Annotated in this window: 15 protein-coding genes; 10 read left to right on the forward strand and 5 right to left on the reverse strand. The window is 72.4% G+C overall.

Annotation, left to right across the window (positions count from 1 at the left end; translation table 11 throughout):
- Window positions 1-211 precede the first annotated feature (211 nt).
- Entirely contained in the window at window positions 212-1,963 is a 1,752-nt protein-coding gene (locus ASH01_RS05860) for a copper resistance CopC/CopD family protein (RefSeq protein ID WP_056772845.1), read from the reverse strand.
- 137 nt (window positions 1,964-2,100) lie between these two features.
- On the opposite strand from ASH01_RS05860, the gene ASH01_RS05865 reads away from it, so the two are divergent.
- Together ASH01_RS05865 and ASH01_RS05870 are read left to right on the forward strand one after the other, a co-directional pair.
- A complete protein-coding gene (locus ASH01_RS05865) occupies window positions 2,101-2,670 on the forward strand; it encodes a hypothetical protein (protein WP_056772848.1) in 570 nt (189 codons plus the stop codon).
- A gap of 2 nt (window positions 2,671-2,672) precedes the next feature.
- Entirely contained in the window at window positions 2,673-7,364 is a 4,692-nt protein-coding gene (locus ASH01_RS05870) for a multicopper oxidase domain-containing protein (RefSeq protein ID WP_056772850.1), read from the forward strand.
- Window positions 7,365-7,371: 7 nt separating this feature from the next.
- Here the strand turns inward: ASH01_RS05870 and ASH01_RS05875 are convergent, their stop codons facing one another.
- On the reverse strand, window positions 7,372-8,607 hold the full coding sequence (locus ASH01_RS05875) for a helix-turn-helix domain-containing protein (RefSeq protein WP_056772853.1): 1,236 nt from the start codon (window positions 8,605-8,607) through the stop codon (window positions 7,372-7,374).
- An 86-nt stretch (window positions 8,608-8,693) separates the two neighbouring features.
- On the opposite strand from ASH01_RS05875, the gene ASH01_RS05880 reads away from it, so the two are divergent.
- The 4 genes from ASH01_RS05880 to ASH01_RS05895 all read left to right on the forward strand — a co-directional run bounded on the left by ASH01_RS05880 (window position 8,694) and on the right by ASH01_RS05895 (window position 14,108).
- Window positions 8,694-9,833, forward strand: coding sequence for a ferredoxin reductase (locus ASH01_RS05880; RefSeq protein WP_056772855.1), 1,140 nt, complete (start codon window positions 8,694-8,696; stop codon window positions 9,831-9,833).
- Window positions 9,834-9,875: 42 nt separating this feature from the next.
- A complete protein-coding gene (locus tag ASH01_RS05885; RefSeq protein ID WP_056772858.1) occupies window positions 9,876-11,039 on the forward strand; it encodes a fatty acid desaturase family protein in 1,164 nt (387 codons plus the stop codon).
- Window positions 11,040-11,274: 235 nt separating this feature from the next.
- Window positions 11,275-12,576: a COG4705 family protein gene (locus ASH01_RS05890; protein WP_156415464.1), complete on the forward strand. Its 1,302-nt coding sequence runs from the start codon at window positions 11,275-11,277 to the stop codon at window positions 12,574-12,576.
- A 62-nt stretch (window positions 12,577-12,638) separates the two neighbouring features.
- Window positions 12,639-14,108: a sensor histidine kinase gene (locus tag ASH01_RS05895; RefSeq protein ID WP_056772863.1), complete on the forward strand. Its 1,470-nt coding sequence runs from the start codon at window positions 12,639-12,641 to the stop codon at window positions 14,106-14,108.
- Here the strand turns inward: ASH01_RS05895 and ASH01_RS05900 are convergent.
- Window positions 14,060-14,758, reverse strand: coding sequence for a response regulator transcription factor (locus tag ASH01_RS05900; protein ID WP_056772865.1), 699 nt, complete (start codon window positions 14,756-14,758; stop codon window positions 14,060-14,062). The two genes, ASH01_RS05895 and ASH01_RS05900, sit on opposite strands and share 49 nt — an antisense overlap.
- A 171-nt stretch (window positions 14,759-14,929) precedes the next feature.
- On the opposite strand from ASH01_RS05900, the gene asnB reads away from it, so the two are divergent.
- Genes asnB through ASH01_RS05920 form a run of 4 tightly spaced genes read left to right on the forward strand, consistent with a single transcriptional unit; the run spans window position 14,930 to window position 20,749 of the window.
- A complete protein-coding gene (gene asnB / locus ASH01_RS05905; protein ID WP_235509540.1) occupies window positions 14,930-17,833 on the forward strand; it encodes an asparagine synthase (glutamine-hydrolyzing) in 2,904 nt (967 codons plus the stop codon).
- Window positions 17,830-18,549: a phosphatase PAP2 family protein gene (locus ASH01_RS05910; protein ID WP_056772868.1), complete on the forward strand. Its 720-nt coding sequence runs from the start codon at window positions 17,830-17,832 to the stop codon at window positions 18,547-18,549. The genes asnB and ASH01_RS05910 overlap by 4 nt, the downstream gene beginning before the upstream one ends.
- A complete protein-coding gene (locus ASH01_RS05915) occupies window positions 18,546-19,433 on the forward strand; it encodes a polysaccharide deacetylase family protein (RefSeq protein ID WP_235509541.1) in 888 nt (295 codons plus the stop codon). Before ASH01_RS05910 ends, ASH01_RS05915 begins: the two co-directional genes overlap by 4 nt.
- Window positions 19,430-20,749, forward strand: coding sequence for a YVTN family beta-propeller repeat protein (locus tag ASH01_RS05920; RefSeq protein WP_235509542.1), 1,320 nt, complete (start codon window positions 19,430-19,432; stop codon window positions 20,747-20,749). Before ASH01_RS05915 ends, ASH01_RS05920 begins: the two co-directional genes overlap by 4 nt.
- A gap of 267 nt (window positions 20,750-21,016) precedes the next feature.
- On the opposite strand, the gene ASH01_RS05925 is transcribed toward ASH01_RS05920, so the two are convergent.
- Window positions 21,017-21,631 carry a maleylpyruvate isomerase N-terminal domain-containing protein gene (locus tag ASH01_RS05925; RefSeq protein WP_056772871.1) on the reverse strand — a complete coding sequence of 205 codons (615 nt, stop codon included), beginning with the start codon at window positions 21,629-21,631 and terminating at the stop codon, window positions 21,017-21,019.
- A 52-nt stretch (window positions 21,632-21,683) separates the two neighbouring features.
- Window positions 21,684-22,181, reverse strand: coding sequence for a pyridoxamine 5'-phosphate oxidase family protein (locus tag ASH01_RS05930; protein WP_056772872.1), 498 nt, complete (start codon window positions 22,179-22,181; stop codon window positions 21,684-21,686).
- Between the last annotated feature and the right edge of the window lie 62 nt (window positions 22,182-22,243).

The raw sequence follows: 22,243 nt of genomic DNA on the forward strand, positions 1-22,243 counted from the left end.
GCAGGGGTCACCACCCTCCGTCGTGTGGGGGCGTGAGTGGTCCACGCGATGTCGTGCCGCCGGCCCGGCCGACGCCGCGACTGCCCACCGAGGGCGTATGCCGTCCGCCGGGCTCCCCGGTGCCGGTGCCGGTGCCGGTGCCGGTGCCCGTGCCGGTGCCGGGGGGCGGGTCGGGGCCGGTCGGCGCCGGTCGGCGCTGGGGCGCCGGGCCTCAGGCGTCGGCCGCGATGGGCACGGTGAAGACGACCGTGGTCGGTGATCCCGAGGTCGGGGTGAGCACCAGACGGACCGACCACGGGCCGACGTCGTCGAAGGTGAGGCCGACCTCGGTGGCGCCGTCGGCGCCGGACCCCTCAGGGCTGACCGGGAGCCGGACGGCGGCCGCGGTCACCCCGGGACGGCTGACCGATCCCGTCACCGACGAGATGGAGCGGCGGCCACCCGGGGCCGCGACCGTCACGAGCGCGACCGTGTCACCGACGCGGGGGCGGGGCAGCTGCACCGAGACCGTCGCGCCGTCGGCCGTGATCACCCTGCTCCACGGCTCGACGTAGTCCGAGCGGGCCGGGACGATGACGACGAGCGCCGTGGTCAGGCCGAGCACGACGCCGGCCGTGAGTGTCTCGCCGGCGAGCCCCGCCCGCAGGCCCCTGGCCCCGACGGCGGCCGCCGGGACCGTGGACTCCGGAGCCCCGGCCTCTGCTCGAGGAGGCGTTGGTATGCGGTGTCGCTCGACCCACACCCGCGCGCTGTTGCCGAGGGCGACGAGGACGAGCACGCCGCCGACCTTCGCGAGGAGCACGCGTCCGTAGGCGGTGGGCGTCAGGGCCGAGACGGTGCCCACCTCGGACCAGGCCAGCAGGACTCCGGTGACCACGAGCGTCGCGACGCACGCGAGGGCCACCGAGGAGAAGCGGGGGAGCGCCCGGGCGAGGGCCGCCTGCTGTTCGGGCTCCCCGGACCCGACGAGCAGGCCGACGAGGCCACCGAGCCAGACGACCATGGCGAGCAGGTGCACGACGTTGAGCGCCACGGTGAGCGCGGGGTGGGTCGTGGCCGCGGAGTGCCCGGCCAGCGGCCACGTCACGGCGAGAGCGAGGGTCACGGTGACGGCGGCGGACCGCAGGCCGAGCAGGAGGCGCCCCGTCGCTCGCGGCCCGAAGCTCAGGGCGGCCACGAGCAGCGCGACGAGGGCGACGAGGAGGAAGGCCCGCACCGAGTGGACCGTGTCGAAGGTCCGGGAGTGGGTGTCGAGGGAGCCGGGGTCGGCCCAGAGCGCACTGAACGGCTCGCCGCTGGCATAGACACCCTGCACGACCATGCTCCCCACGGTGGCCGCAGCGAGCAGGCCCGCACCGATGCCGAGGAGGCGACGGGTCCGGGGTGACGAGAGCCCCTCGGGCCACAGCCACAGGACCATGAGCAGCAGGCCGGGGGCGAGGACCATCCCGGCGTACCCGAGCCAACGCAGGGGGCCCAGCACCGCTCCCGCGAGGTCGTTGTGGCTGTCGTCGGGTGGAGTCCCCTGGACCGGGGTCGGGGCGCCGACGGAGAAGCGGAACGACCCGGTCACGGGATGGGTGTCGGCCGAGCTCGCCTGCCACACCACGACATACGTGCCCTTGGTCAGTCCGGGTCGCAGCGGGACCCGGAGCGAGTCCGACGTGCCCTCGACGGCGAGAACCTGACCCTGGTCGACGCGTTCGTAGTGGTCGTCGTAGACGTGCGCTGCCCCGTCCGCGGCCGCCACGGGCTCGGCGAAACGCAGCGTCACCGCCGTGGGCGCCGTGGCGACGACCGAGCCGGCAGACGGGTCCGAGGACCGAAGGCGCGTGTGGGCGCCGGCCGGGCCGGACGTGACGAGGACGACGGCAAGGGTCAGGAGGGCGACGAGCGCTCCGCGCCGACGTCGTCCCGGGCTCCCTCCGAGGCCCCCGCGCGAGCGGGGCCTGCCCAGCGTCATGGTCCGAGAGTAGGCGGGAGCTGTTGCGCCCGGGGGAGATTGGAGTCGGTCGCCCGTGAAAGGCGTGGCCGTGCTGTGCAGTGGGGGCGGTGGCGGACCCCAAGGTAGGTCGAAGGTCGCCCTGCGACGCTGGTCGGATGAGAAGCCTGCGCCCGGAACCGCGTCGGGGACGCACCATCGTCCTCGCGCTGCTCGTCGCCGTCGGGCTGGTCCTCGGGGGGTGGCACACCCGTGCCGTCCTCGCCGGGCCGCCCGACCCGACGGTCCTCACCGTGGGTGGGGTGTCGTTCAGGGTGACGGGCGCCGAGGAGGTGACCGGCCTCTCCGACGCCGACCTCGGGGGGATGTCCCACGGGGTGAACGGGCTCGTCACCAGCGACAAGGCCCTCGTCCGGGTCGTGCTGACCGTGACGGCGGGCGACGTCGACACGACGTACGACGCGACCGCCCTCAGGGCGATCGCCTCGGGACAGCCGTCCGGGGCGGCCCCGCTGGCCGGGTCGCTGCCGCTCCGGGGCCGTCTCGCGGCCCACGCCCACCTCGAGGGGTCGCTGTCCTACGTCCTGCCCCGTGACGGCTCGCACGTCGTGCTCGGCGCCGGCCCGGGCACGCCACGGGTGCCCCTGCTCTACATGTCGACTGCCGGCGGCTCGCCGGGCGACACGCACGACTCGCACGTCGCGCCGAAGCCTTCCCAGAAGGAGTGACCATGGCCATCCCGTCGCCCACCACCCGAGCGAGCGCGAAGCGGCACGTCACCGTGGCCGACCTCGTCACGGCGCTGGCGATGGGGGTGGTGGGCGGGCTCTGGCTGTCCTGGCTCGACCTGCACGACGTCGGAGCGGGCGTCGTCCAGGGACCGGTGGGTCACTCGACCACCGTCGTGGCGTTCACCGTGCCCCTCGTGCTCGTCGTCCACCCCGTCCTGGCGGCGTCGCTGCGCCGAGGGCTGCGCGAGTCGGCGGTCCTGGCACGGTGCATCCTCGCGGTGGCGGCCTCGGTCGCGGTGGGCAACCAGCTGCGGCTCGTGGCCCTGGACGAGCCCCGGGGCGGCCTGCCGGTGATCGGCCTCTTCGGGGACGCGACGACGGTCCTGATCGTCGTCGTGCCCGTGGTCGTGGTGGCCTCGTCGCTCCGGTCCCTCGCCGGGACCCGGCGCCACGGGGGCCTCTCGCGGTCCCACCGTCGTGCCCACGGGGCACGTCTGCTCGCGGTGGTTACCGGGGTCATCGGCGTCGTCGCCGTGCTCGCCCTCGCACCCGTCGCCGAGGCGTCGTCGCCCACCGTGGCCCTCGCCGGGACGCCCGGATGCCTGGACGGGGGGACCGTGAACCGCTCGTACGACGTCACGGCCATCGACGTCAACATCCCGCTCAACCGGTTCGGCGACCACGACCCCAAGGGCAAGATGTACGTCCTCACCTCTCGGCTCGCCGCGGTCCGGGCCCAGGAGACCTCGCAGAAGGTGTCCGTGGGCCTGCGCGACGACGCGATCCAGCCCCTCGTCATCCGGGCCAACGAGGGTGACTGCGTCTCGATCCGGCTGACCAACGCGGCATCGGGCGGGCCCTACGGCCTGCACATCGACGGGCTCGAGTTCGACATCAGCTCGTCGGGCGACGAGGTGGGCCAGAACGACCCGTCCGACGTCGCGGCGGGGCAGAGCCGCACCTACCGTTTCGCCATCCCGCTCGACCGTCGCCTCGAGGGCGGCCACTACATCCACCCCGGGCCCGGCTACCGCGCCGCGGTCGCGCACGGGCTCTTCGGCGCGCTCGTCGTCGAGCCGCCGGGGTCGACCTACTGGAACGCCTCGGTCGCCGGTCGCCAGCTGGAGTCCGGCTGGGAGGCCATCATCAAGCCGGCCTCACCGAGTGCCGCCTGCGTCCCGACGAGCGCGATGCCGACGTGCGGCTTCCGCGAGGGCGCCCTGCTGCACCACGAGATCGGCAACGACAACGAGCTGATCAAGAACGCCGCCGGCGCCGACATCCCGCTCGTCGACTCGACGACCGGCTCCTACCGGCCCGGCGCCTTCGCGCTCAACTACCGGTCGGAGCCGTTCCGCAACAGGCTCCTCGCCTTCCCGAAGGAGAAGTCTCACGCGTACAGCTCGTACACCTTCGGCGAGCCGGCGACGCCGATGATGCGCGGCTACCTCGCCGACCCGACGAAGATCCGGCTCATGCACGTGGGCAGCGAGAAGTTCCACGTCTTCCACCTCCACGGCGGGGGTGACCGGTGGCGCTTCAACCCGGTCGCCGACACGTCGTTCAACTACGCCGACACAGGACTTCGCAAGGACCCGCCCACCGTGCTGTCGCCGTCGCAGCGTCTCGACTCCCAGTCGATCGGCCCCGGTGAGTCCTACGACCTCGAGATCGAGGGCGGCGCGGGCGGCGTCCAGCAGTCCGCCGGCGACTTCCTCTTCCACTGCCACATCGCCAAGCACTACAACTCCGGCATGTGGGGCCTGTGGCGCGTCTACGACACCCGCCAGCCCGACCTCGTGCCGATCGCCGACCGAGCACTCCCGCCGACCGCCGTCGACTCGCGCGGCCTCATCGGGCGCACCATCAACGGCACCCTGATCACGGCCACCAACCTCGACTCCTGGGTCCGCCCGCAGCTGCCGCCGGCCGGGGTGCCGCGCAACGGACAGGACGCGACCGTCTGGAACTGGAAGGTGACGGGCACGGGGTCGCAGCAGCTCTACCTCGGAGCCCCGGCCGACCCCACGGTCTTCGCCGACTCCCCGAAGGTCGTGTCCGGCCAGCCGAACCTCCTCGCCGTCGACGTGGGGCGCATCGTGACGGGACGACCGACGATCCTGTTCAACCCGCGCAACGGTCGCCCGGCCTACCCGCTCTTCCGCACGAACATCGGTAAACGACCACCCTTCACCCCAGCCGGTCACAGCGGGACACCATGGCTCGGGGCGACGACGGGCCAGACCTCCGCGAGCACCAGTCCGTGGACCAACCGCTCGGATGCCTTGTGCCCCAAGGGGAGACGGGTCCGCACCTTCAACGTCGTCACCATCGGCAAGTCGATCCAGCGCACGCCGACGCAGGTCGACCCGGACGGCAAGCTGTTCGTCCTGGCCAAGGACAAGCAGGCAGTCGCGAGTGATCCGCGCCGGTCCGACCCGCTCGCGATCCGTGCCAACCAGGGCGACTGCGTCGCGATCACGCTGACCAACGAGATCCCCGACGCGTCCGCCTTCGACAACTTCTCCAAGAGCTCCATGCACATCCACCACGTCCAGTTCGACGTGCAGGGGTCCGACGGGGTGAGTGCGGGCTACGCCTTCGAGCACTCCGTCCGGCCCTACCGTGTGGTCGACCCGCGCCTCAGCACGGCGGCCGCCAAGGGGTCCCGGACGCTCGTCCTCAGCAGCGTGGCCTCGCTCGTCGGCGTCGACGCCGGCGGCAAGGCCACGAGACCGTGGATCGCCGTCGGTGAGGGCCTCGAGTCCATCGAGACCCACCAGGTCGTCGCCGTCAACCAGACGACCCGCACCGTGACCCTCGACTCGGCGCTGGTCGCCGCCCACGCGTCCGGGGAGTATGCCGGGAGCGAGTTCATCCAGTACCGCTGGTACCCCGATGCCCTGCTCGACAACGTCTTCTGGCACGACCACGTCGACGGGATCCACGGCTGGGGCCACGGCCTCGTCGGCCAGCTCGTCGTCGAGCCTCCCGGCTCGACCTACCATGATCCCGTGACCGGGGCCGAGGTGGACTCGGGCACCCTCGTCGACATCCACACGACGAGCGCCCTGTCCCCGGGACTCGTCAACGGCAGCTTCCGTGAGCTGGCGCTCTGGACGATCAACGACAACGACGCAGGGGCGTACTCCACGCTCAACCTCAAGGCGAACCCGCTCGCAGACCGCCCGGACACGGCGCACCAGTTCAGCTCCTGGACCTACGGCGACCCGGTGACACCCCTGCCCCGGCTCTATCCCGACGACCCGCTGGTCGTGCGCACCATCAACGTGTCACCGACCGTCGACACCCTGCACCTGCAGGGGGGCCGCACGCTGCTCGAGCCGCGCTACACCCACGACGACGGGTCGGGCCCGAGCCCGGCCGGATCGATCATCGACACGATCCACTACGGCGTCAGCGAGAAGTTCACCCTGGTCTTCAACGGCTCGGCGCCCGACATGCGGATGAGGCCGGGTGACTACCTCTACGCCAACGGCGTCGAGAAGCACACCCAGCAGGGCGCCTGGGGCGTCGTGCGGGTGCTGCCCGGAACCGTCGACGACCTCCAGCCCCTCCCGGGGGTGGCGCCGCCGAGCACCGCCTACGTGCCACCGGTCGCCACCGGTGGACCGCCTCCGGCAGCCGAGCCCCAGGACAGCCCGTGCCCGCCGACGGCGCCGACGCGCAGCTTCAACCTCAGTGCCGTCGACAAGTCGCAGACCCTCAACGGTGCCCGGACGGCGTTCGTCCCCGACGGTGACGTCCTCAGCATCAAGAAGGGCCTGAAGAGCCCGGTACCGCTCGTGCTGCACGTCGTCGCCGGCGAGTGCGTCTCGGTCCGCCTCACGAACACGCTGACCACCGCAGTGGGGTTCTCGGTGGGCAAGCTCGACCGCGCCTCCGACTCGGGCGGCGTCGACGTCGGCTTCGCGCCGGAGCAGAACGTGGCTCCGGGGGCCGTAGGCACCTACACGTACTACGCCGCCACCGACCGGCTCGGCACCGCCGTCATCTCGGACCTGGCCTCGCCGGGCTCGGCCAAGAACGGTCTCTACGGCGCGATGGTCGTCGCCCCCGCGTCGAGGGTCGACGGTCTGCGCACCGAGTTCAGCGACCCCGTCACGGGACTGGCCAAGGACATCGGCGCCCAGGTGATCGTGCACGTACCGGGCGGCGACGTCACCGACTACCGCGACTTCACGGTGCTCCTCGCCGACGACGACACGCAGATCGGGCAGGACTTCATGCCCTACCCGACGAACGCCCGGGCGGGACGGTCGCTGCTGAACTACGCGGCGGCTCCGGCCGGTGACGGTCCCGGCGCGTTCCGTGACCCGGGGCAGGTGCCCCTGCTGACGGCGTACGCCGGCGACCCGGAGGTCGTGCACGTGGTCGTGACGCCCGGGAGCGAGAGCGCCCACGTCTTCGGCCTCGGCGGGCTGCACTGGCCGCAGGACCCTCACATCGGTGACTCGGACTCGACGACCGCGCAGGGCATGGGGCCGTGGGAGTCCTTCGACCTCGACGTCGTCGGCGGCGCGGGCGGCACGAGAGTGGCACCCGGTGACTACTTCTACGGCGACCTCAGGAGGCCGTTCACCGCAGTCGGGGTCTGGGGCCTGCAACGGGTGCTGCCTTACACGTCCCCGACGTGTCCGATCCTCCGCGTCGACGGGAGCACGTGCTGACGGGGGCTCAGGACCCGTCCGCGGTGGGAGCCGAGAGCGCCACGACGAGCTCGCGCACCGCGGACGGGTCGAGGAGCCGGTCGCCGTAGAGCTCGCGCACCTGGCCCATCCGGTAGCGGACGGTCTGCGCGTGCACGTGCAGCTCGGCAGCGACCGCGTCCCGACGTCCCTGGTGCAGCAGCCACGACAGGAGCGTCTCCGCCAGCCGGTCGCGGGTGCCGGGAGGCAGGTCGGCGAGGGGAGCGAGGACGTGGTCGCGAAGGTCGGCGAGCGCGTCCGGGTCGGCCGTGAGGACGAGGTCGGTCAGGTGCCGCTCCGTGTCGACGGGGGCCCCGCTGCGTGACGGCCGGACGAGTCGCGCCGTCCGCGCGGCGCGGTCGTAGGACGCGCGCGCGTCGTCCCACGGGCGCGGCGGCCCGACGACGGCATGGCGGCCGGCGAGCACCCGCAGCACGTGGACGCGGCCCGGCCCGTCGGCGTCCGGCACGAGCAGCAGCGTCAGCGGGTGGTCCGGGTCGACGTCGTCGATGCCCGGCAGGTCCTCGCCGACCTGGAGGGTGTCGGCCCCGAGCGAGGCGAGGGCGCGGCGTCCCTGCGCCGCCGGCAGCAGGACCGCAGTCAGCGTGGCCGGGGGAGCCCACTCGGCGCGGGCGGCCGCCGCGGTCAGCGTGTCGATGCCGGCTCGCGCCAGCAGGTGCTGACCGAGCCGTTCGCGGTAGCGGTCTCGCACCCGGCCACTCGTCGTCAGCTCGTCGGTGTGACCCGCGACGCTCGCGGCCGACAGCTCGTCGATGTAGGCGAAGAGCAGCTCGGCGAACTTCGCCATCGTCGCCGCCGGCAGCCCGGCGTCTCCCGCGGCCCGGGCGAGCTCGCGCCACGACACGCGGGCACCGACCCGGTATGCCGCGAGCAGGCTGTCCATCGACCGTCCCCCGCGCGCCTCGCCGCGTCCGAGGGCGTAGGCCCCCTCGCGGGTCGGGCCGAGCGGGGTGCTCGGATCGACGTCGCTCCCGCTGCCCGCGAGCTTGAGGAAGCCGGCGATGGCCATCTGCACGGCGCGCTCGATCGTGTCGCCGGCGACCCCGCCGAGGGCGCCGCGGTAGTCGGGGACCTCGTCGACGACGGCGGTGACCGTCGTGGACGCGATGGCGGGGAGCCGCTCACGCAGCACCCTGAGGACCGCGTGGTCCAGCTGCAGGTCAGCCGCGCCACGGACCGTGGCGCTCGTTGCCTCTGAAGCCATCGACTGTTCCCTCCGCACAAGAGTTCCCGAACACTTCACGCCCTGTGGTCAGGATCTTACCCTTGGGTGTCAGTCATGCTGGGGGCATGAGCCTGACCGCGCCCTCGAAACCCTCGACCCGAGCCGCCCGCCCGTCCTTGCGACGCCGGTTCCTCCAGCTCGCCGAGCGCGCGACCTCCCCGCTGCTGCCCGCCGACTACCTCGACCTCTTCGACCCGTTGCGCCCAGGCGCCGACCTGCGCGGACGCATCGTGGACGTCCACCCCGAGACGGCCGACGCGGCCACCATCGTCATCCGCCCCGGCGCCGACTGGGCCGGCCACGTGCCGGGACAGTACGTCCGCATCGGTGTCGACGTCGACGGCATCCGCCAGTGGCGGGCCTACTCCCTGACCCACGGCCCGCGCGCCGACGGGAACATCTCCATCACCGTGAAGGCCGTGCCGGACGGGCTCGTCAGCACGCATCTCGTGCGCGAGTCGCGACCCGGCACCCTCGTGCACCTCGAGCAGGCCCAGGGCGAGTTCGTGCTCCCCACCGACGGCGGGAAGTTCCTCTTCGTCACCGCGGGGTCCGGCGTCACCCCGGTCATCGGCATGCTGCGCAACCTCTTCCCCGTGGCCGACGACGGCGTCGTGCGCCTGGCCCGCTCGGCGGCATACGACATCGTCGTCGTGCACGTCGCCCCGAGCGAGCCCCACTCGATCTTCATCGACAACCTCCGCGCCCTCGACGAGGCCGGGCTCATCCGTCTCGTCGCCCGCTACGACGACGAGCACGGTGTCCTCGACGTCGCCGACCTCGAGGCCCTCGTCCCCGACCTGCCCGACCGGACGACGCTCGCGTGCGGTCCGGGCGGGCTGCTCGACGCGCTCCAGCGCCACCACGACGAGCGCGGGCTCGACCTGCTCACCGAGCAGTTCCGCGCCACGACCCTCGTCGTCGGCGAGGGCGGCACGGTCGACTTCACCGGCTCGGGCACGACCGTCGACGCCGACGGCGCCACCCCCATCCTCGACGCCGCCGAGGCCGCCGGCGTCCTCATGCCGTCCGGCTGCCGTATGGGCATCTGCTTCGGCTGCGTCCTGCCCCTGCGCGAGGGAGCCGTGCGCGACCTGCGCACCGGAGCCGTCACGACCGCGACCCCCGGCGAGACCGAGGGCCAGGGCGTCCCGATCCAGACCTGCATCTCCGCAGCCGCCGGCGCCTGCGTCATCGACCACTGACCTGATCCACAGACCCCAGACCCCCTGACCAGAGGAGTCATCATGACCGTCCTGCAGAAGAAGTCCCACAACCCGATCGGGCACCTGACGCCCGAGGACGTCGAGCAGATCGGCGTCGAGCTCGACGCGATCCGCCAGTCCGTCATCGACACCCGCGGCGCCGACGACGCGGCCTACATCCGCAAAGTCATCGCCACCCAGCGCAAGCTCGAGCTCGGTTCTCGCGCAGTCCTGCTCGTCTCGATGTTCCCGCCCGCCTGGGTCGTCGGCACCGCCGGCCTCGCGGTCGCCAAGATCATCGAGAACATGGAGATCGGGCACAACGTCATGCACGGTCAGTGGGACTGGATGCGCGACCCGAAGATCCACTCGACGACGTGGGAGTGGGACAACGCCAGCCCGTCGGAGCAGTGGAAGCACTCGCACAACGAGCTGCACCACACGTACACGAACGTCATCGGCAAGGACAACGACCTCGGCTACGGCATCATGCGCGTCGACGAGGACCAGCGCTGGGTGCCGCTCTACGCCGCGCAGCCGCTGTGGAACTTCGTCAACGCCTGCTTCTTCGAGTACGGCATCGCGGCCTACGACCTCGAGCTCGGCAAGAACCTCGCCACCAAGGAGCGCCGCCAGGACCCCGACTTCCGGGCGCGCGCCAAAGTGACGCTGAAGAAGATCCGCAACCAGATGACGAAGGACTACGTCATCCACCCGCTGCTCTCGGGCCCGTCGTTCCTCAACACGCTCGCCGCGAACGCCACGGCCAACCTCATCCGCAACCTGTGGACCCACTCGGTCATCATGTGCGGCCACTTCCCCGAGGGCGTCGAGACCTTCGAGCGCCGGTCGATCGTGGGGGAGACCCGCGGCGAGTGGTACCTGCGCCAGATGCTCGGCTCGGCCAACATCAGCGGCAGCAAGGCCATGCACTTCATGACCGGCAACCTCAGCTTCCAGATCGAGCACCACCTCTTCCCCGACCTGCCGAGCAACCGCTACCAGGAGATCGCCCCGCAGGTGCAGGACCTCTTCCGGCGCTACGGCCTGACCTACACGACCGGCTCGCTGCCGCGCCAGGTCGCCTCGGCCTGGAAGAAGGTCGTCCGGCTGTCCCTGCCGAACGACTTCCTGGGCCGCAACAAGGGCGCGTCCGTCACGGACCTGCCGACGCCGGAGCCCGCACGGGAGCACGCGGCCGCCTGAGGTCTCGCCGTCTCGTGTCGACGTGCGAGCACGAGTGATCCTTCTCAGCGTGTGCTCAGTGCCGCTGCGACATCGTCGTGAGGCCGGGAGACCCCCTCCCGGCGTCTCGACGTCCTGACCCGCGCGGCCACCGACGGCCGCGTCACCCGCTCCACGAGGGCCGACCGACGGCGCCACGCCAGGTCACCCGGGCCGGCAGGACGGTGGAGGCAGCTCTCTTCGTGGAGGATCCTGCATGTCTGACGCCCTGACGTCCACCGTCCCGGGGACGGTGGCGCACGACGCGCGCCCCCCTGTGGCCGCCCAGCTGCTCAACAAGGTGCCGGCCATCACGGCCACCTTCTGGCTCATCAAGATCCTGTCGACGACGATCGGCGAGACCTTCGCCGACTACCTCGCCGTGCAGGTCGGCCTCGGGACGCTCGTCACGGACGGGGCCATGATGACCCTCCTGGTCATCGCCCTCGTCGCCCACCTGCGCACGCGGCGCCTCGTGCCGTGGCTCTACTGGCTGACGGTCATCCTCGTCAGCATCGTCGGCACCCAGATCACCGACTTCTTCACCGACACGCTCGGCGTCAGCCTCTACGTCAGCACTGCGGTGTTCGCCCTGGTGCTGGCCGCGGTCTTCACGGTCTGGTGGCGCCAGGAGCGCACCCTGGCGATCACCGCGATCGACACGCCCCGACGCGAGCGCTACTACTGGGGCGCGATCCTCACGACGTTCGCCCTCGGCACGGCGGGCGGTGACCTCGCCACCGAGGCGCTGTCGCTCGGCTTCCGCAACGGCGCGCTGATCTTCGGCGGCCTCATCCTCGCCGTGTGGGTCGCCCGTCGTGGCGGCCTCAACGCGGTCCTCGCGTTCTGGATCGCCTACGTCCTGACGCGACCGCTCGGCGCGTCGCTCGGTGACCTGCTCACGCAGAGCCGGGCCTTCGGTGGGCTCGGCCTCGGCTCCAGCCTCACGAGCCTCGTCTTCCTCGCCGTCATCGTCGTGCTCGTCGCCCGCGAGCAGGTCAACGTCAACCGCCACGGCATCCGCGCCAAGGGCGAGGCCCCGGCCGTGCACCCGCGCCGCGACTACGCGTGGGCCGCCGCAGGTGCCGTGGCCGTCGTCTCTGCCGCGACGGCCCTCGCGCCCTCGCCGACTCCCGCAGCGGCCGTTTCCACCAGCACGTCCTCCGGCGCGTCCTCGGGTCCCGCGGGCAGCGCCACGCGGGCCAACCCGTTGGAGACGGACGCCACGTCCCCCATCGGGGACCTGCGGCCGTTCGCTGTCATCGTCGACGACGTCGCGGCGAAGACCCGGTCGGGCGACCTGTCCGCAGCGACGACGCGCATCAAGGACCTCGAGGTCGCCTGGGACGACGGAGAGGCCGCGATGAAGCCGGCATCCCCGGATGACTGGCACACGATGGACTCCGCGATCGACGGTGCGCTGACGGCGCTGCGGTCGACACCGCCCTCCAAGGCGGACAGTGCCGCCGCGCTCCACGCGCTCCAGTCGACGATCGGCTCGCTGGAGAAGAAGGCGTAACAGCCCGATCGGGCAGAATCGTGGTGGCACCGACCGTGCCTCCTCGGACCGGAAGGAGACCGATGACGGCCCGCTTCCGACTGCCCACGGGAGTCCGGGGGCAGGCGACGGTCGCCGCCGCAGCCGTGGTGGCCGTCGCCCTGCTCCTCGGCAGCGCCGTGCTCGTCCTCGTGCTGCAGGGGGCACTGACCCAGACGCTGCAGGACAGCGTCACCTCCGTCGTCGACGAGGACGCCGCGGTGCTGTCCGTCGACGGCACCGCGGGTCTCGCGCGAAGCGAGCGCGACGAGGGTCCCGACAACGTCCTCGTCCAGGTCATCGGGTACGAGGGGGGAGCGGCGCACGTGGTCTACACCTCGAAGGCGTCGCGGACCGAGCCGGTCACCGACGCGCGGCCTGCGGCCGGCCAGACCGTGGTCACCGGTCGCTCCTCGCTCCCGCTGCCGCTCGACCTGCGGGACCCGCTCGTGGTCGCTCGCGGGGTCGAGGTGGGCGGTGACACCTACGTCCTCGCGGCGCAGGCGTCCCAGGAGGCGCGTGAGCAGGCCGTCCGGACCACGGCCATCCTCCTGGCGGTCGCCCTGCCGTTCCTCGTGGCCCTCACCGCCATGATCACGTGGTGGCGGGTCGGGCGCGCCCTCAGCTCCGTGGAGGCGATCCGCTCCCACGTCGAACGCACGAGCGCCTCCAGGTTGCAGGACCGCGTGCCCGTGCCGCCCACCCACGACGAGATCGCGCAGCTGGCCGTGACGATGAACTCGATGCTCAGCCGACTCGAGGTCTCGCAGCGCGCCCAGCGCCGCTTCGTCTCCGACGCCAGCCACGAGCTGCGGTCGCCGCTCGCGACGATCCGGGCGTCGCTCGACGTCGTCAGTCCCGACGATCCCGAGACGTCGTGGGAGCAGCTCGACCCGATTCTGCGTGGCGAGTCCGAGCGGATGAGCCGGCTCGTCGACCACCTGCTCCTGCTGTCGCAGGCCGATGACCACGCCCTCACGGTGAGCCGCCGCGACGTCGACCTCGACGACCTCGTCGACCGTGAGGTCCGGCGACTGCGCCGGCTGACCCCGTTGACCGTCCGTCTGACGAACGCCGCCGTGCGGGTCCGCGGCGACGAGCACCAGCTCGAGCAGGTCCTGCGCAACCTGCTCGACAACGCCGCCCGGCATGCGGTGGGCACCGTGGACGTCACCGTCGAGCGGGGTGGCGGCAGCGCCGTGGTGCGGGTCGAGGACGACGGACCCGGCATCCCCGTGGCCGACCGAGCGCGCGTGTTCGAGCGCTTCGTGCGGCTCGACGAGAGCCGGTCACGCCACTCCGGGGGAGCCGGCCTCGGTCTCGCCATCGCCCGGGAGCTCGCTGTGGCACACGGCGGGACGCTCTCGGTGCGCGAGTCACCGTCCGGTGGCGCCTGCTTCGAGCTGACGCTGCCGCTGCCCTCCTCGGCGCCGGAGCCACCGACCGGCGGGTCCGGGGCCGGGGATCAGGCCGGCTCGACCGGCGCGACCGGCTCGGCCTCGAGCATCCGGTAGCCCACGCCCCGCACCGTCTCGATGCTCGCCTCCGCGAACGGGGCGTCGATCTTGCGGCGGAGGTAGCCGACGTAGACCTCGACGATGTTGACGTCGCCGTCGTAGGCCGGATCCCACACGGCGTCGAGGATGGTGGCCTTCGTGACGACCTCACCCGCGTGCATCATGAGGAAGGTCAGGAGCGCGAACTCCTTGGGGGTCAGGGCGATCTCCGATCCGTGTCGCAGCACGCGCCGTCGCACCGGGTCGAGCGACAGCGAGCCGTTCGTGAGGACCACAGGACGTTCCGGGGCGCCCCGTCGGATGAGTGCCCTGAGCCGGGCGACGAGCACGACGAAGCTGAACGGCTTCGTGAGGTAGTCGTCCGCACCGAGGTTGAACGCCTCGGCCTGGTCGTGCTCACCGTCGACGGCGGTCAGCATGAGCACGGGCGTCCACACGCCCGCCTCGCGCAGTCGTGCGATCACCTGGTAGCCGTCGAGCCCGGGCAGCATGATGTCGAGGACGATGACGTCGTACGCGGACTCGGTGGCCGCCCACAGCCCGTCCTGGCCGTCGTGCATGACGTCGACGACGAAGCCTTCGCGTGTCAGACCGCGTCGGACGACCTCCGCGAGGGACGTCTCGTCCTCGACGACGAGCACGCGCATCCCTCAGGCCTGCCGGGCGTCGAGGCCGGGGCCTGCGGGTTCGCGGATGGCGCTCATGGCTCCGAGGGTAGGTCGGCGAGCCTGAACAGCGGCTGAGAACCGGCCTCAGGGTCCTCTCAGCGGCGTCGTCGCACGATGGCGGGTCAGACGACCGTCGTCGGAGGGATGCGCATGTGTGGAATCGCCGGGTACTTCGGCCTCGAGGAGGACCGTGGGCTGCTGGACCGGATGAATGCGGCCCAGCGCCACCGTGGGCCCGACGACTCGGGTACCCACGTCGACGGCCCCGTCGGGCTCGCCCACCAGCGCCTGTCGATCATCGACCGCGAGGGCGGGAGGCAGCCGATGGCCACGCCGGACGGCAGGTACGTCCTCGCGTACAACGGTGAGGTCTACAACTACCGCGCGCTGCGGGACGAGCTCGCTTCGGCGTCACGGACGTTCGTGACGCACAGCGACACCGAGGTCGTCCTGCAGGCGTATGCCGCGTGGGGACGTGAGGCGTTCGACCGCCTCAACGGGATGTTCGCGATCGCGGTCTGGGACCGCGACGAGCAGACGCTGACCCTGGCCCGCGACCAGTTCGGCATCAAGCCGCTCCACGTGAGCCGGGTGTCGGAGGCGCACGGAGGCCGAGGCGGCCGCGGAGGCTCATGGCTCTTCTCGAGCGAGATCAGGCCGATCCTCGTCAGCGGCCGCCACGACCGAGCGCCCAACGAGCGCAGCCTGTTCCGCTATCTGCGCCATCGGGTGCACGACGACGGTGCCGAGACCTTCTTCGAGGGCATCGAGCGCCTGCTGCCCGGTGAGATGGCGACGATCAGCGCTGACGGGTTCGAGCGCCGGCGCTACGGCACCCTGCAGCACGACCTCGAGCGCGCTCGTCCCGCCGCGACCGGTGCGGGCGCGGAGGAGGTCGCGGCCCTGCGCGACGGGCTGACCGACTCCATCGCGCTGCGGCTGCGCTCGGACGTGCCGGTGGGAACGTCGCTCTCCGGTGGGCTCGACAGCTCGACCATCGCCGTCGGGATCGACCGGCTGCTCACCACGCACGACACGTCGGCCGAGGCCGTCGGGCCCCGGCAGCAGACCTTCTCTGCGGTCTTCCCCGGCTACCGCAACGACGAGGAGCGCTGGGTGGATGACGCCGTCGACGCGTGCTCGGGTCCCGTCCAGTCGCACCGGATCCGGCCGACCTCCGACGACCTGCTCGCCGACCTCACCGACTTCGTGCGCACCCAGGAGGAGCCCGTCGTCTCGACCGGACCGTACGCGCAGTACCGCGTCATGAAGGAGGCGAGCCGGCACGTCACGGTGATGCTCGACGGACAGGGCGCGGACGAGATGCTGGCGGGATACGTCCCCCAGACCGTCACGCACCTGCGCAGCCTCGTCTCCCGGGACCGACGCGCCGGCCTCGCGGAGATCATCGCCAACCGTGACATCCTCGCCGGCCAGGTCCGCTCGCGGCTCCGGACCCGGCTGCAGGGCGGGGGATCGGTGAGCCTGCTCCTCCGACGGGACTTCAGGGCCGCCCACGCCGAGGACACCTACGCCGTGGAGGGGGCGACCCTGCGACAGCGCCTCGTCCACGACCTCTTCGTGGCCTCGTTGCCGGCCCTGCTGCGCTACGAGGACCGCAACTCGATGCGCTTCTCCGTCGAGGGCCGGGTGCCCTTCCTCGACCCCGACCTCGTGCGCACCGTCTTCGCGATGCCCGACGACGCGATCATCCGGGACGGCTGGAACAAGCACGTCCTGCGCGATGCCGAGGAGCACGTCCTTCCGGCCTCGATCACCCGACGGCGCAACAAGATCGGCTTCACGACCCCGCAGAACGAGTGGTTCCACGAACAGCGCGAGTTCATCTACCGGGTGTTCCTCTCCGAGTCGTTCGCGAGCCGCCCCTACTTCGACCGGACCGAGGTCCTCAACGCCTTCGAGCAGTGGCTGAGCGGCCGGGGCTCGCTCGACTCCATGGCCGTCTGGCGCATCCTCAACGTCGAGCTCTGGCTTCGAGAGTTCTTCGACGCGCCAGCCGAACCCGCCGCCGACGACAGGTCCGACGCCCGGTCCGACCCGGCCGACGACGCGAGGTCGGGCGCGGCCGGCCCCACGGGCGGAGCGGTCCGTGGGGCAGGCTCCCTGACCGCCCCCGCCACCAACGAGGGGAAGGACCTCGACATCGAGCTGCCCGACGGCACACGGGTCCGTCGCCTCCCGGTGCGCACCCCGCAGGTGGCGGACACCGACGACCTCGTGGCCCTCGTCGTGGACCGGGCCCGCGCGCACGTGCACGCGCTCGGTGACGGCCGATCCGTCGCAGGAACGGGGTTCAGCCGCTGGTACGTCTTCGTCTCGGAGAAGGTCGTCGCGATCACCCAGCACCGCTCGTTCTTCATCTGGGACATCCCCGTCAGCCGAGCCGCGCGCGTGCTGAGCCGTCACGTGACGCGGACCCCCGCGGGCATCGGTCTCGGGTCACCGTTCACGATGCAGCTGGCGATCGACGAGGCGGGTCTCCCGCGTGTGCTGCTCGCCGCGGCCGCGGGAGCCGCGGGAAAGCTCGTCGGACGCCGGGGCCTCTTCTACACCGTCGTCGGGGGCGACGTGCGCGCCATCGACGGGCCGACCGAGTACTCGGTCCACCCGGCCAACCTGTCGGCCAAGCTCGCCCCCGAGGATCCTGACCGCGTCTGCGCGACGATCTCCGCGGCGATCCGGACGGCGCTGCCCCAGGGCCTTGCCGACACCTTCGGCGGCACCGTCGTCATCGACGCGAACGACCTCGGCTGCAACGTCCTCGGGACCGATGCCGCGGGCGACCGGACCCGGATGGAGCAGATGTTCGCAGACAACCCCTTGGGCCAGGGGTCACAGCGCACCCCGGTGGCGCTCGTCCTCGACGACCTCAGACTCCTGGACCCGAGCCCGCCGACGAGCCCCGACACGAGCGCCGACACGAGCCCGGCCACGAGCCCGGCCACGGACCCGGCCACGGACCCGGCCACGGACCCGACGCCGCTCGTGACGGCATACGCGGCTCCCGCCCGGGCGAGCGGACGGTCCGCATGACCACCGTCGTGACCTCCGAGCCGGCCTCGGCGGAGCGCCGGCGGGCACGTCGGCGGGCCTGGGTGGTCTGGGGGATCGCGCTCCTCGGCGTCGGTCTCGCCTTCGGCTTCGCGGTGACGGCTGCCGGCGCCTCCCGCACCGGCGAGCTGGGGCTGGACGTGCTCCTCTCAGGGCACCGGGACCGTCTGCTGACCGCGGCCGCCCAGGTCGTCGACGTCGGCCTCGGCACAGGCATCGCCCCGGTCCTGCTGCTCGTGGGCTGCGGACTCGTCTGGACGAGAGACCGGTTCGCCGCCGTGACCGTCGGGGTCCTGACGGTCGTCGGCTGGCTCTCGGTCGAGGTCGGCAAGGTCCTCGTCCACCGGCCCCGGCCCCCGGCCGCCGCCGTCCACGCCCTCGTCGCGGAGACCGCCGCTGACAGCTACCCGAGCGGACACACCGCGTTCGCCGCAGCGACGGTCTTCGCGGTCGTCGCGGCACTGGTCCTGACCGGTCGGTCCACCCGGGTCGCCTGGGTCGTCGGCCTGCCCATCGTGGCCGTCGTCGCCCTCTCGCGGCTCTACCTCGGGGTCCACTACCTCACCGACGTGGTCGCCTCGGTCGTCTTCGCCGGCGCATCCGTCCTCGTGGTGACGGCTCTCGCCGCGCCCGCACTGCCGTCGCTGCGGACACGGCTGCGTCCTCGCGCCGGCGAGTCGGAAGGGAGGGATGCATGACTCCACAGGAGCCGGCCGCCGACCGGCCCGACGTGGTGCCTGCCTCCCGCCGTGGCACGTCTCGGAGAGCCGTGCTCGCCGCGGCCGCAGGCGCTCTGGGGACGGCCGGTGTCGCCGCGTGCTCGCCGGCCCCGGAGACCCCGCCGCCCGCGGCGCAGGGAACGCTCCGGGCGACCCACGCACCCACGCCGACCTCCGGCGTCCCCGGCTCGGCACCTCCGGTGGCGACCGGGTCATCGCCGGCTCGCACCACGTCGACCGAGGCCGACACGGTCCTCGGGTCCGTCGGCCCCGACATCCGGTCGGGCTCGTCCGGCCGGCACGAGGTCGCTCTGACCTTCCACGGCGCCGGACCTGCCTCCCTGACGGCGACCGTCCTCGACATCGCCCGCGCCCACGGAGCCCGGGTCACCGTGTTCGCCGTGGGCCAGTGGCTCCATGCCAACCCGGCGCTGGGCCGCGCGGTGCTCGCGGGAGGCCACGACCTGGGCAACCACACGTGGAGCCACCGACCCATGCGCAGGCTCACCGCCGCCGAGGCCGATGCCGAGGTGAGCCGAGGGGCGGCCGAGGTGGCTCTCGTGCGCGGCTCGGCCGGGCTGCTCTTCCGGCCGTCGGGGACTCCGACGAGCACCGCCGTGATCCGGGCGGCCGCGCGCGCCTGCGGCTACGCCCGCTGCATCTCCTACGACGTCGACCCCCAGGACTACCTCGACCCCGGGACGGCCGCCGTGCGCGAGCGGACGCTCGCCGACGTCCGGGCCGGGAGCATCGTCAGCCTCCACCTTGGTCACGCCGGCACCGTGGCCGCACTGCCCGGCATCCTCGCCGGAATGCGTGCCCGTGGCCTCCGGGCGGTCACGGTCAACGAGCTCCTGGCGTGAGCGCGTCCCGCGCTCGTGTCGCCGTGGGACCGCTTCGCGGCGTCGTGGTCCTGCTGGCCCTCACGGTCACGACGAGCGCGCTGCTGGCCGACTGCTCGACGTCCCGGACCGCCGCGGCCGGTGCGCCGAGTCCGTCGTCGGGGGTCGTCGCCGCCCTCGGACCGGGCCCGACGGCCCCTGCGCCGACCTCCTCGGGGTCACCCTCGGTGCGTCCGTCGGGGACCACGCCGCGGGACGCCGGGACGATGCAGCCGTATGCGTTCACCGGCGCGGGGAGACTCGCCGCGGAGGCCCGCCGGGCGCGTCCGCTCGTCTACGTGCCCGAGCAGCTCGCCGGGACGGTGCAGGTCATCGACCCGAGGACGTATGCCGTCATCGCAACCCGACGCGTGCCGCGTTCGCCCGAGCACGTCGTGCCGTCCGCGGACCTGCGTCGCCTCTGGGTCAACAGCGACGCGGGCAACGCCCTGACGCCCATCGACCCGCGCACCGGTGCCGTCGGCACCCCCGTCCCGGTGCGCGACCCCTACAACCTCTACTTCACCCCCGACGGGAGGAGCGCGCTCGTCATGGCCGAGCGGCTCCGTCGGGTGGACGTCCGTGACGCTCGCACCATGGCCCTGCGGCGTTCCCTGCCGGTGCCGTGCGCTGGGCTCAACCACGCCGACTTCACGGCCGACCTGACGAGGATGCTCGTCAGCTGCGAGTTCAGCGGTGACCTCGCCGAGCTCGACGCGTCCGCCACCCGGGTCGTCCGGATCGTCGACCTGAACCACGTCCGGACCCCGGGAGCGACCCGCCCGGCCGATGCCCGGTCGATGGGCGGTCCCGCGGCCATGCTCGCGTCGGGCGCGACGTCGATGCCCCAGGACGTGCGTCTCTCTCCGGACGGCCGGTCCTTCCTCGTCGCCGACATGCTGCGCAACGGCATCTGGGTCCTCGACGCGACGACCTTCCACGTGACGCGGTTCGTCAGGACGGGCCTGGGCGCGCACGGCATCTATCCCGCCCGGGACGCGCGACGCGTCTTCGTGAGCAACCGGGGTGAGGGGAGCGTCAGCGTCCTCGACGGCGGCACCCTGCGCCGGCTCGCTACGTGGCGGATCCCCGGCGGGGGATCCCCCGACATGGGAGGGGTGACGGCCGACGGGAGCGAGCTGTGGTTCTCCGGTCGCTACGACTCCTGCGTCTACGTCCTCGACACCGTGACGGGCCGTGTCACCCACCGCATCCGGGTGCGACCGGGGCCACACGGCCTGCTCGTCTGGCCGCAACCGGGCCGCTTCTCGCTGGGTCACACGGGCAACATGAGATGACCTCGTGGCCCGACGTCGCGCGGTCCGGAGATCCGCTGAAAAACCGTGTCATGAAAACGCAGGCCGATCGTCTACAGGGGGAAGGGACGCCCCCGGGCGTCCTGGCAGCAGCCTCGGGTGTTCGTGGAGGGGTACCCCAGGCTGGCCCGTCGGGGACGGGCAGCACCGAACAGAGCCCCCGCTCGCCCACCTGAGCGGGGGCTCTGTGCTGCCCCGGCTCTCGGGTCCACCTGCGGCGCGGTCGGCGACTCGAGCGACTCGAGCGACTCAGCTTCGCACCGTCGGGTCCCAGCGCCACGTCTCGAGACGGGGCCGGTCCGCGAGGGCGCCGCGACCGCAGCACCACAGCAGGACCTCCGTCGGGTCCCCGTCAGGTGCCTGCGGGAAGAGTCGCGCCAGCGCGCCGGCCGTGAGCTCCTGGGGCGGCACCCAGTCGAGCCCCAGCCCGCGGGTGACGTCGTGGGTGTGCACGAGCACCTCGACGACGCCCATGGCCGCGAAGCCCTCCGCGTCCGCGACGCCGGCCGGGTGCCAGGCCCGCAGCCCGGCCGGCGCGGCCCGGCAGGCCAGGTGGAGCAGCTCCGCGCACGTGACGACCGAGGCGACGAGACGGTCGGGCGTCGCGGCGTCCTCGACCACGAGCTCCATCGGCAGGTAGGCCGCGTCCGGCTGCGCGACGACCTGGCCGGCATACGAGAAGAGCACGTCGGCCACGTGCGCCGCGGTGCGCCGGCACGACCACTCGAGGTCACCGGCCGGCATACTCCACTTGCGGTCGACGGCGGCGTCGAGGACGCGGCGGCACTCCGCCGCCACGGAGGGGATGAGATCGGTGATCGGGCGCGGATCGGTGAGAACCCCGGGACTCGTCGCTGTGGTCATGACCCGACCGTGCCACCAGATCCGGACGGTCCCCGACCGGGAAGGCACGGACTCAGGCGCGTTGCCGGCGCTCGCGCTCCAGGACCAGCTCCTCGACGGCGCTCGGCAGCGTCGTCTCGAAGTCGATGAGCTTCGCCCACGTCGGGGTCACGACGATCCGGACCATCCCGTCGTAGAGCGAGCGGACCTCCGCCTCCCACCCGACCCGCTGCTCGGGCGTCATCGTGTACGTGCCGTTCATCTGGAGATACTCCTCCGGGATGCCGTCGACGACATCGAGCTCGGCCGTGCCGCGGACGAGCAGCATCGTCGGCGGGTGCACCTCGGTGTCGATGGTGAGCGCGACCACGGGGTCGCGACGCAGGGCAGGCAGCTTCGGGGCGTTCTTCGTGGTGCACATGACCAGCTGGGTCCCGTTCCAGGTGAAGGCGATCGGGATGACGCGCGGTGTGCCGTCCGTGGCGACGTAGGCCAGGCGGGCCACATCGCGCGTGAGCATCTGCTGGCTCCCGGGCCGGTTCAGGACCTCGGTGATCTCGTTCGGTTGCACGGTCGACCTCCGTGTTCAGGTGGGCCTCCGGGGTGGCTGCCCGTCACGGGTGGGACGGAGCC

Origin of the sequence: Terrabacter sp. Soil811, assembly GCF_001429655.1 — a bacterium.
Classification (GTDB): domain Bacteria; phylum Actinomycetota; class Actinomycetes; order Actinomycetales; family Dermatophilaceae; genus Terrabacter.

Excerpts from the sequence above, each read along its gene's own strand:
- ASH01_RS05860 (WP_056772845.1), bottom strand. The coding sequence starts at position 1,963 with ATGACGCTGGGCAGGCCCCGCTCGCGCGGGGGCCTCGGAGGGAGCCCG.
- ASH01_RS05865 (WP_056772848.1), top strand. The coding sequence starts at position 2,101 with ATGAGAAGCCTGCGCCCGGAACCGCGTCGGGGACGCACCATCGTCCTC.
- ASH01_RS05870 (WP_056772850.1), top strand. The coding sequence starts at position 2,673 with ATGGCCATCCCGTCGCCCACCACCCGAGCGAGCGCGAAGCGGCACGTC.
- ASH01_RS05875 (WP_056772853.1), bottom strand. The coding sequence starts at position 8,607 with ATGGCTTCAGAGGCAACGAGCGCCACGGTCCGTGGCGCGGCTGACCTG.
- ASH01_RS05880 (WP_056772855.1), top strand. The coding sequence starts at position 8,694 with ATGAGCCTGACCGCGCCCTCGAAACCCTCGACCCGAGCCGCCCGCCCG.
- ASH01_RS05885 (WP_056772858.1), top strand. The coding sequence starts at position 9,876 with ATGACCGTCCTGCAGAAGAAGTCCCACAACCCGATCGGGCACCTGACG.
- ASH01_RS05890 (WP_156415464.1), top strand. The coding sequence starts at position 11,275 with ATGTCTGACGCCCTGACGTCCACCGTCCCGGGGACGGTGGCGCACGAC.
- ASH01_RS05895 (WP_056772863.1), top strand. The coding sequence starts at position 12,639 with ATGACGGCCCGCTTCCGACTGCCCACGGGAGTCCGGGGGCAGGCGACG.
- ASH01_RS05900 (WP_056772865.1), bottom strand. The coding sequence starts at position 14,758 with ATGCGCGTGCTCGTCGTCGAGGACGAGACGTCCCTCGCGGAGGTCGTC.
- asnB (WP_235509540.1), top strand. The coding sequence starts at position 14,930 with ATGTGTGGAATCGCCGGGTACTTCGGCCTCGAGGAGGACCGTGGGCTG.
- ASH01_RS05910 (WP_056772868.1), top strand. The coding sequence starts at position 17,830 with ATGACCACCGTCGTGACCTCCGAGCCGGCCTCGGCGGAGCGCCGGCGG.
- ASH01_RS05915 (WP_235509541.1), top strand. The coding sequence starts at position 18,546 with ATGACTCCACAGGAGCCGGCCGCCGACCGGCCCGACGTGGTGCCTGCC.
- ASH01_RS05925 (WP_056772871.1), bottom strand. The coding sequence starts at position 21,631 with ATGACCACAGCGACGAGTCCCGGGGTTCTCACCGATCCGCGCCCGATC.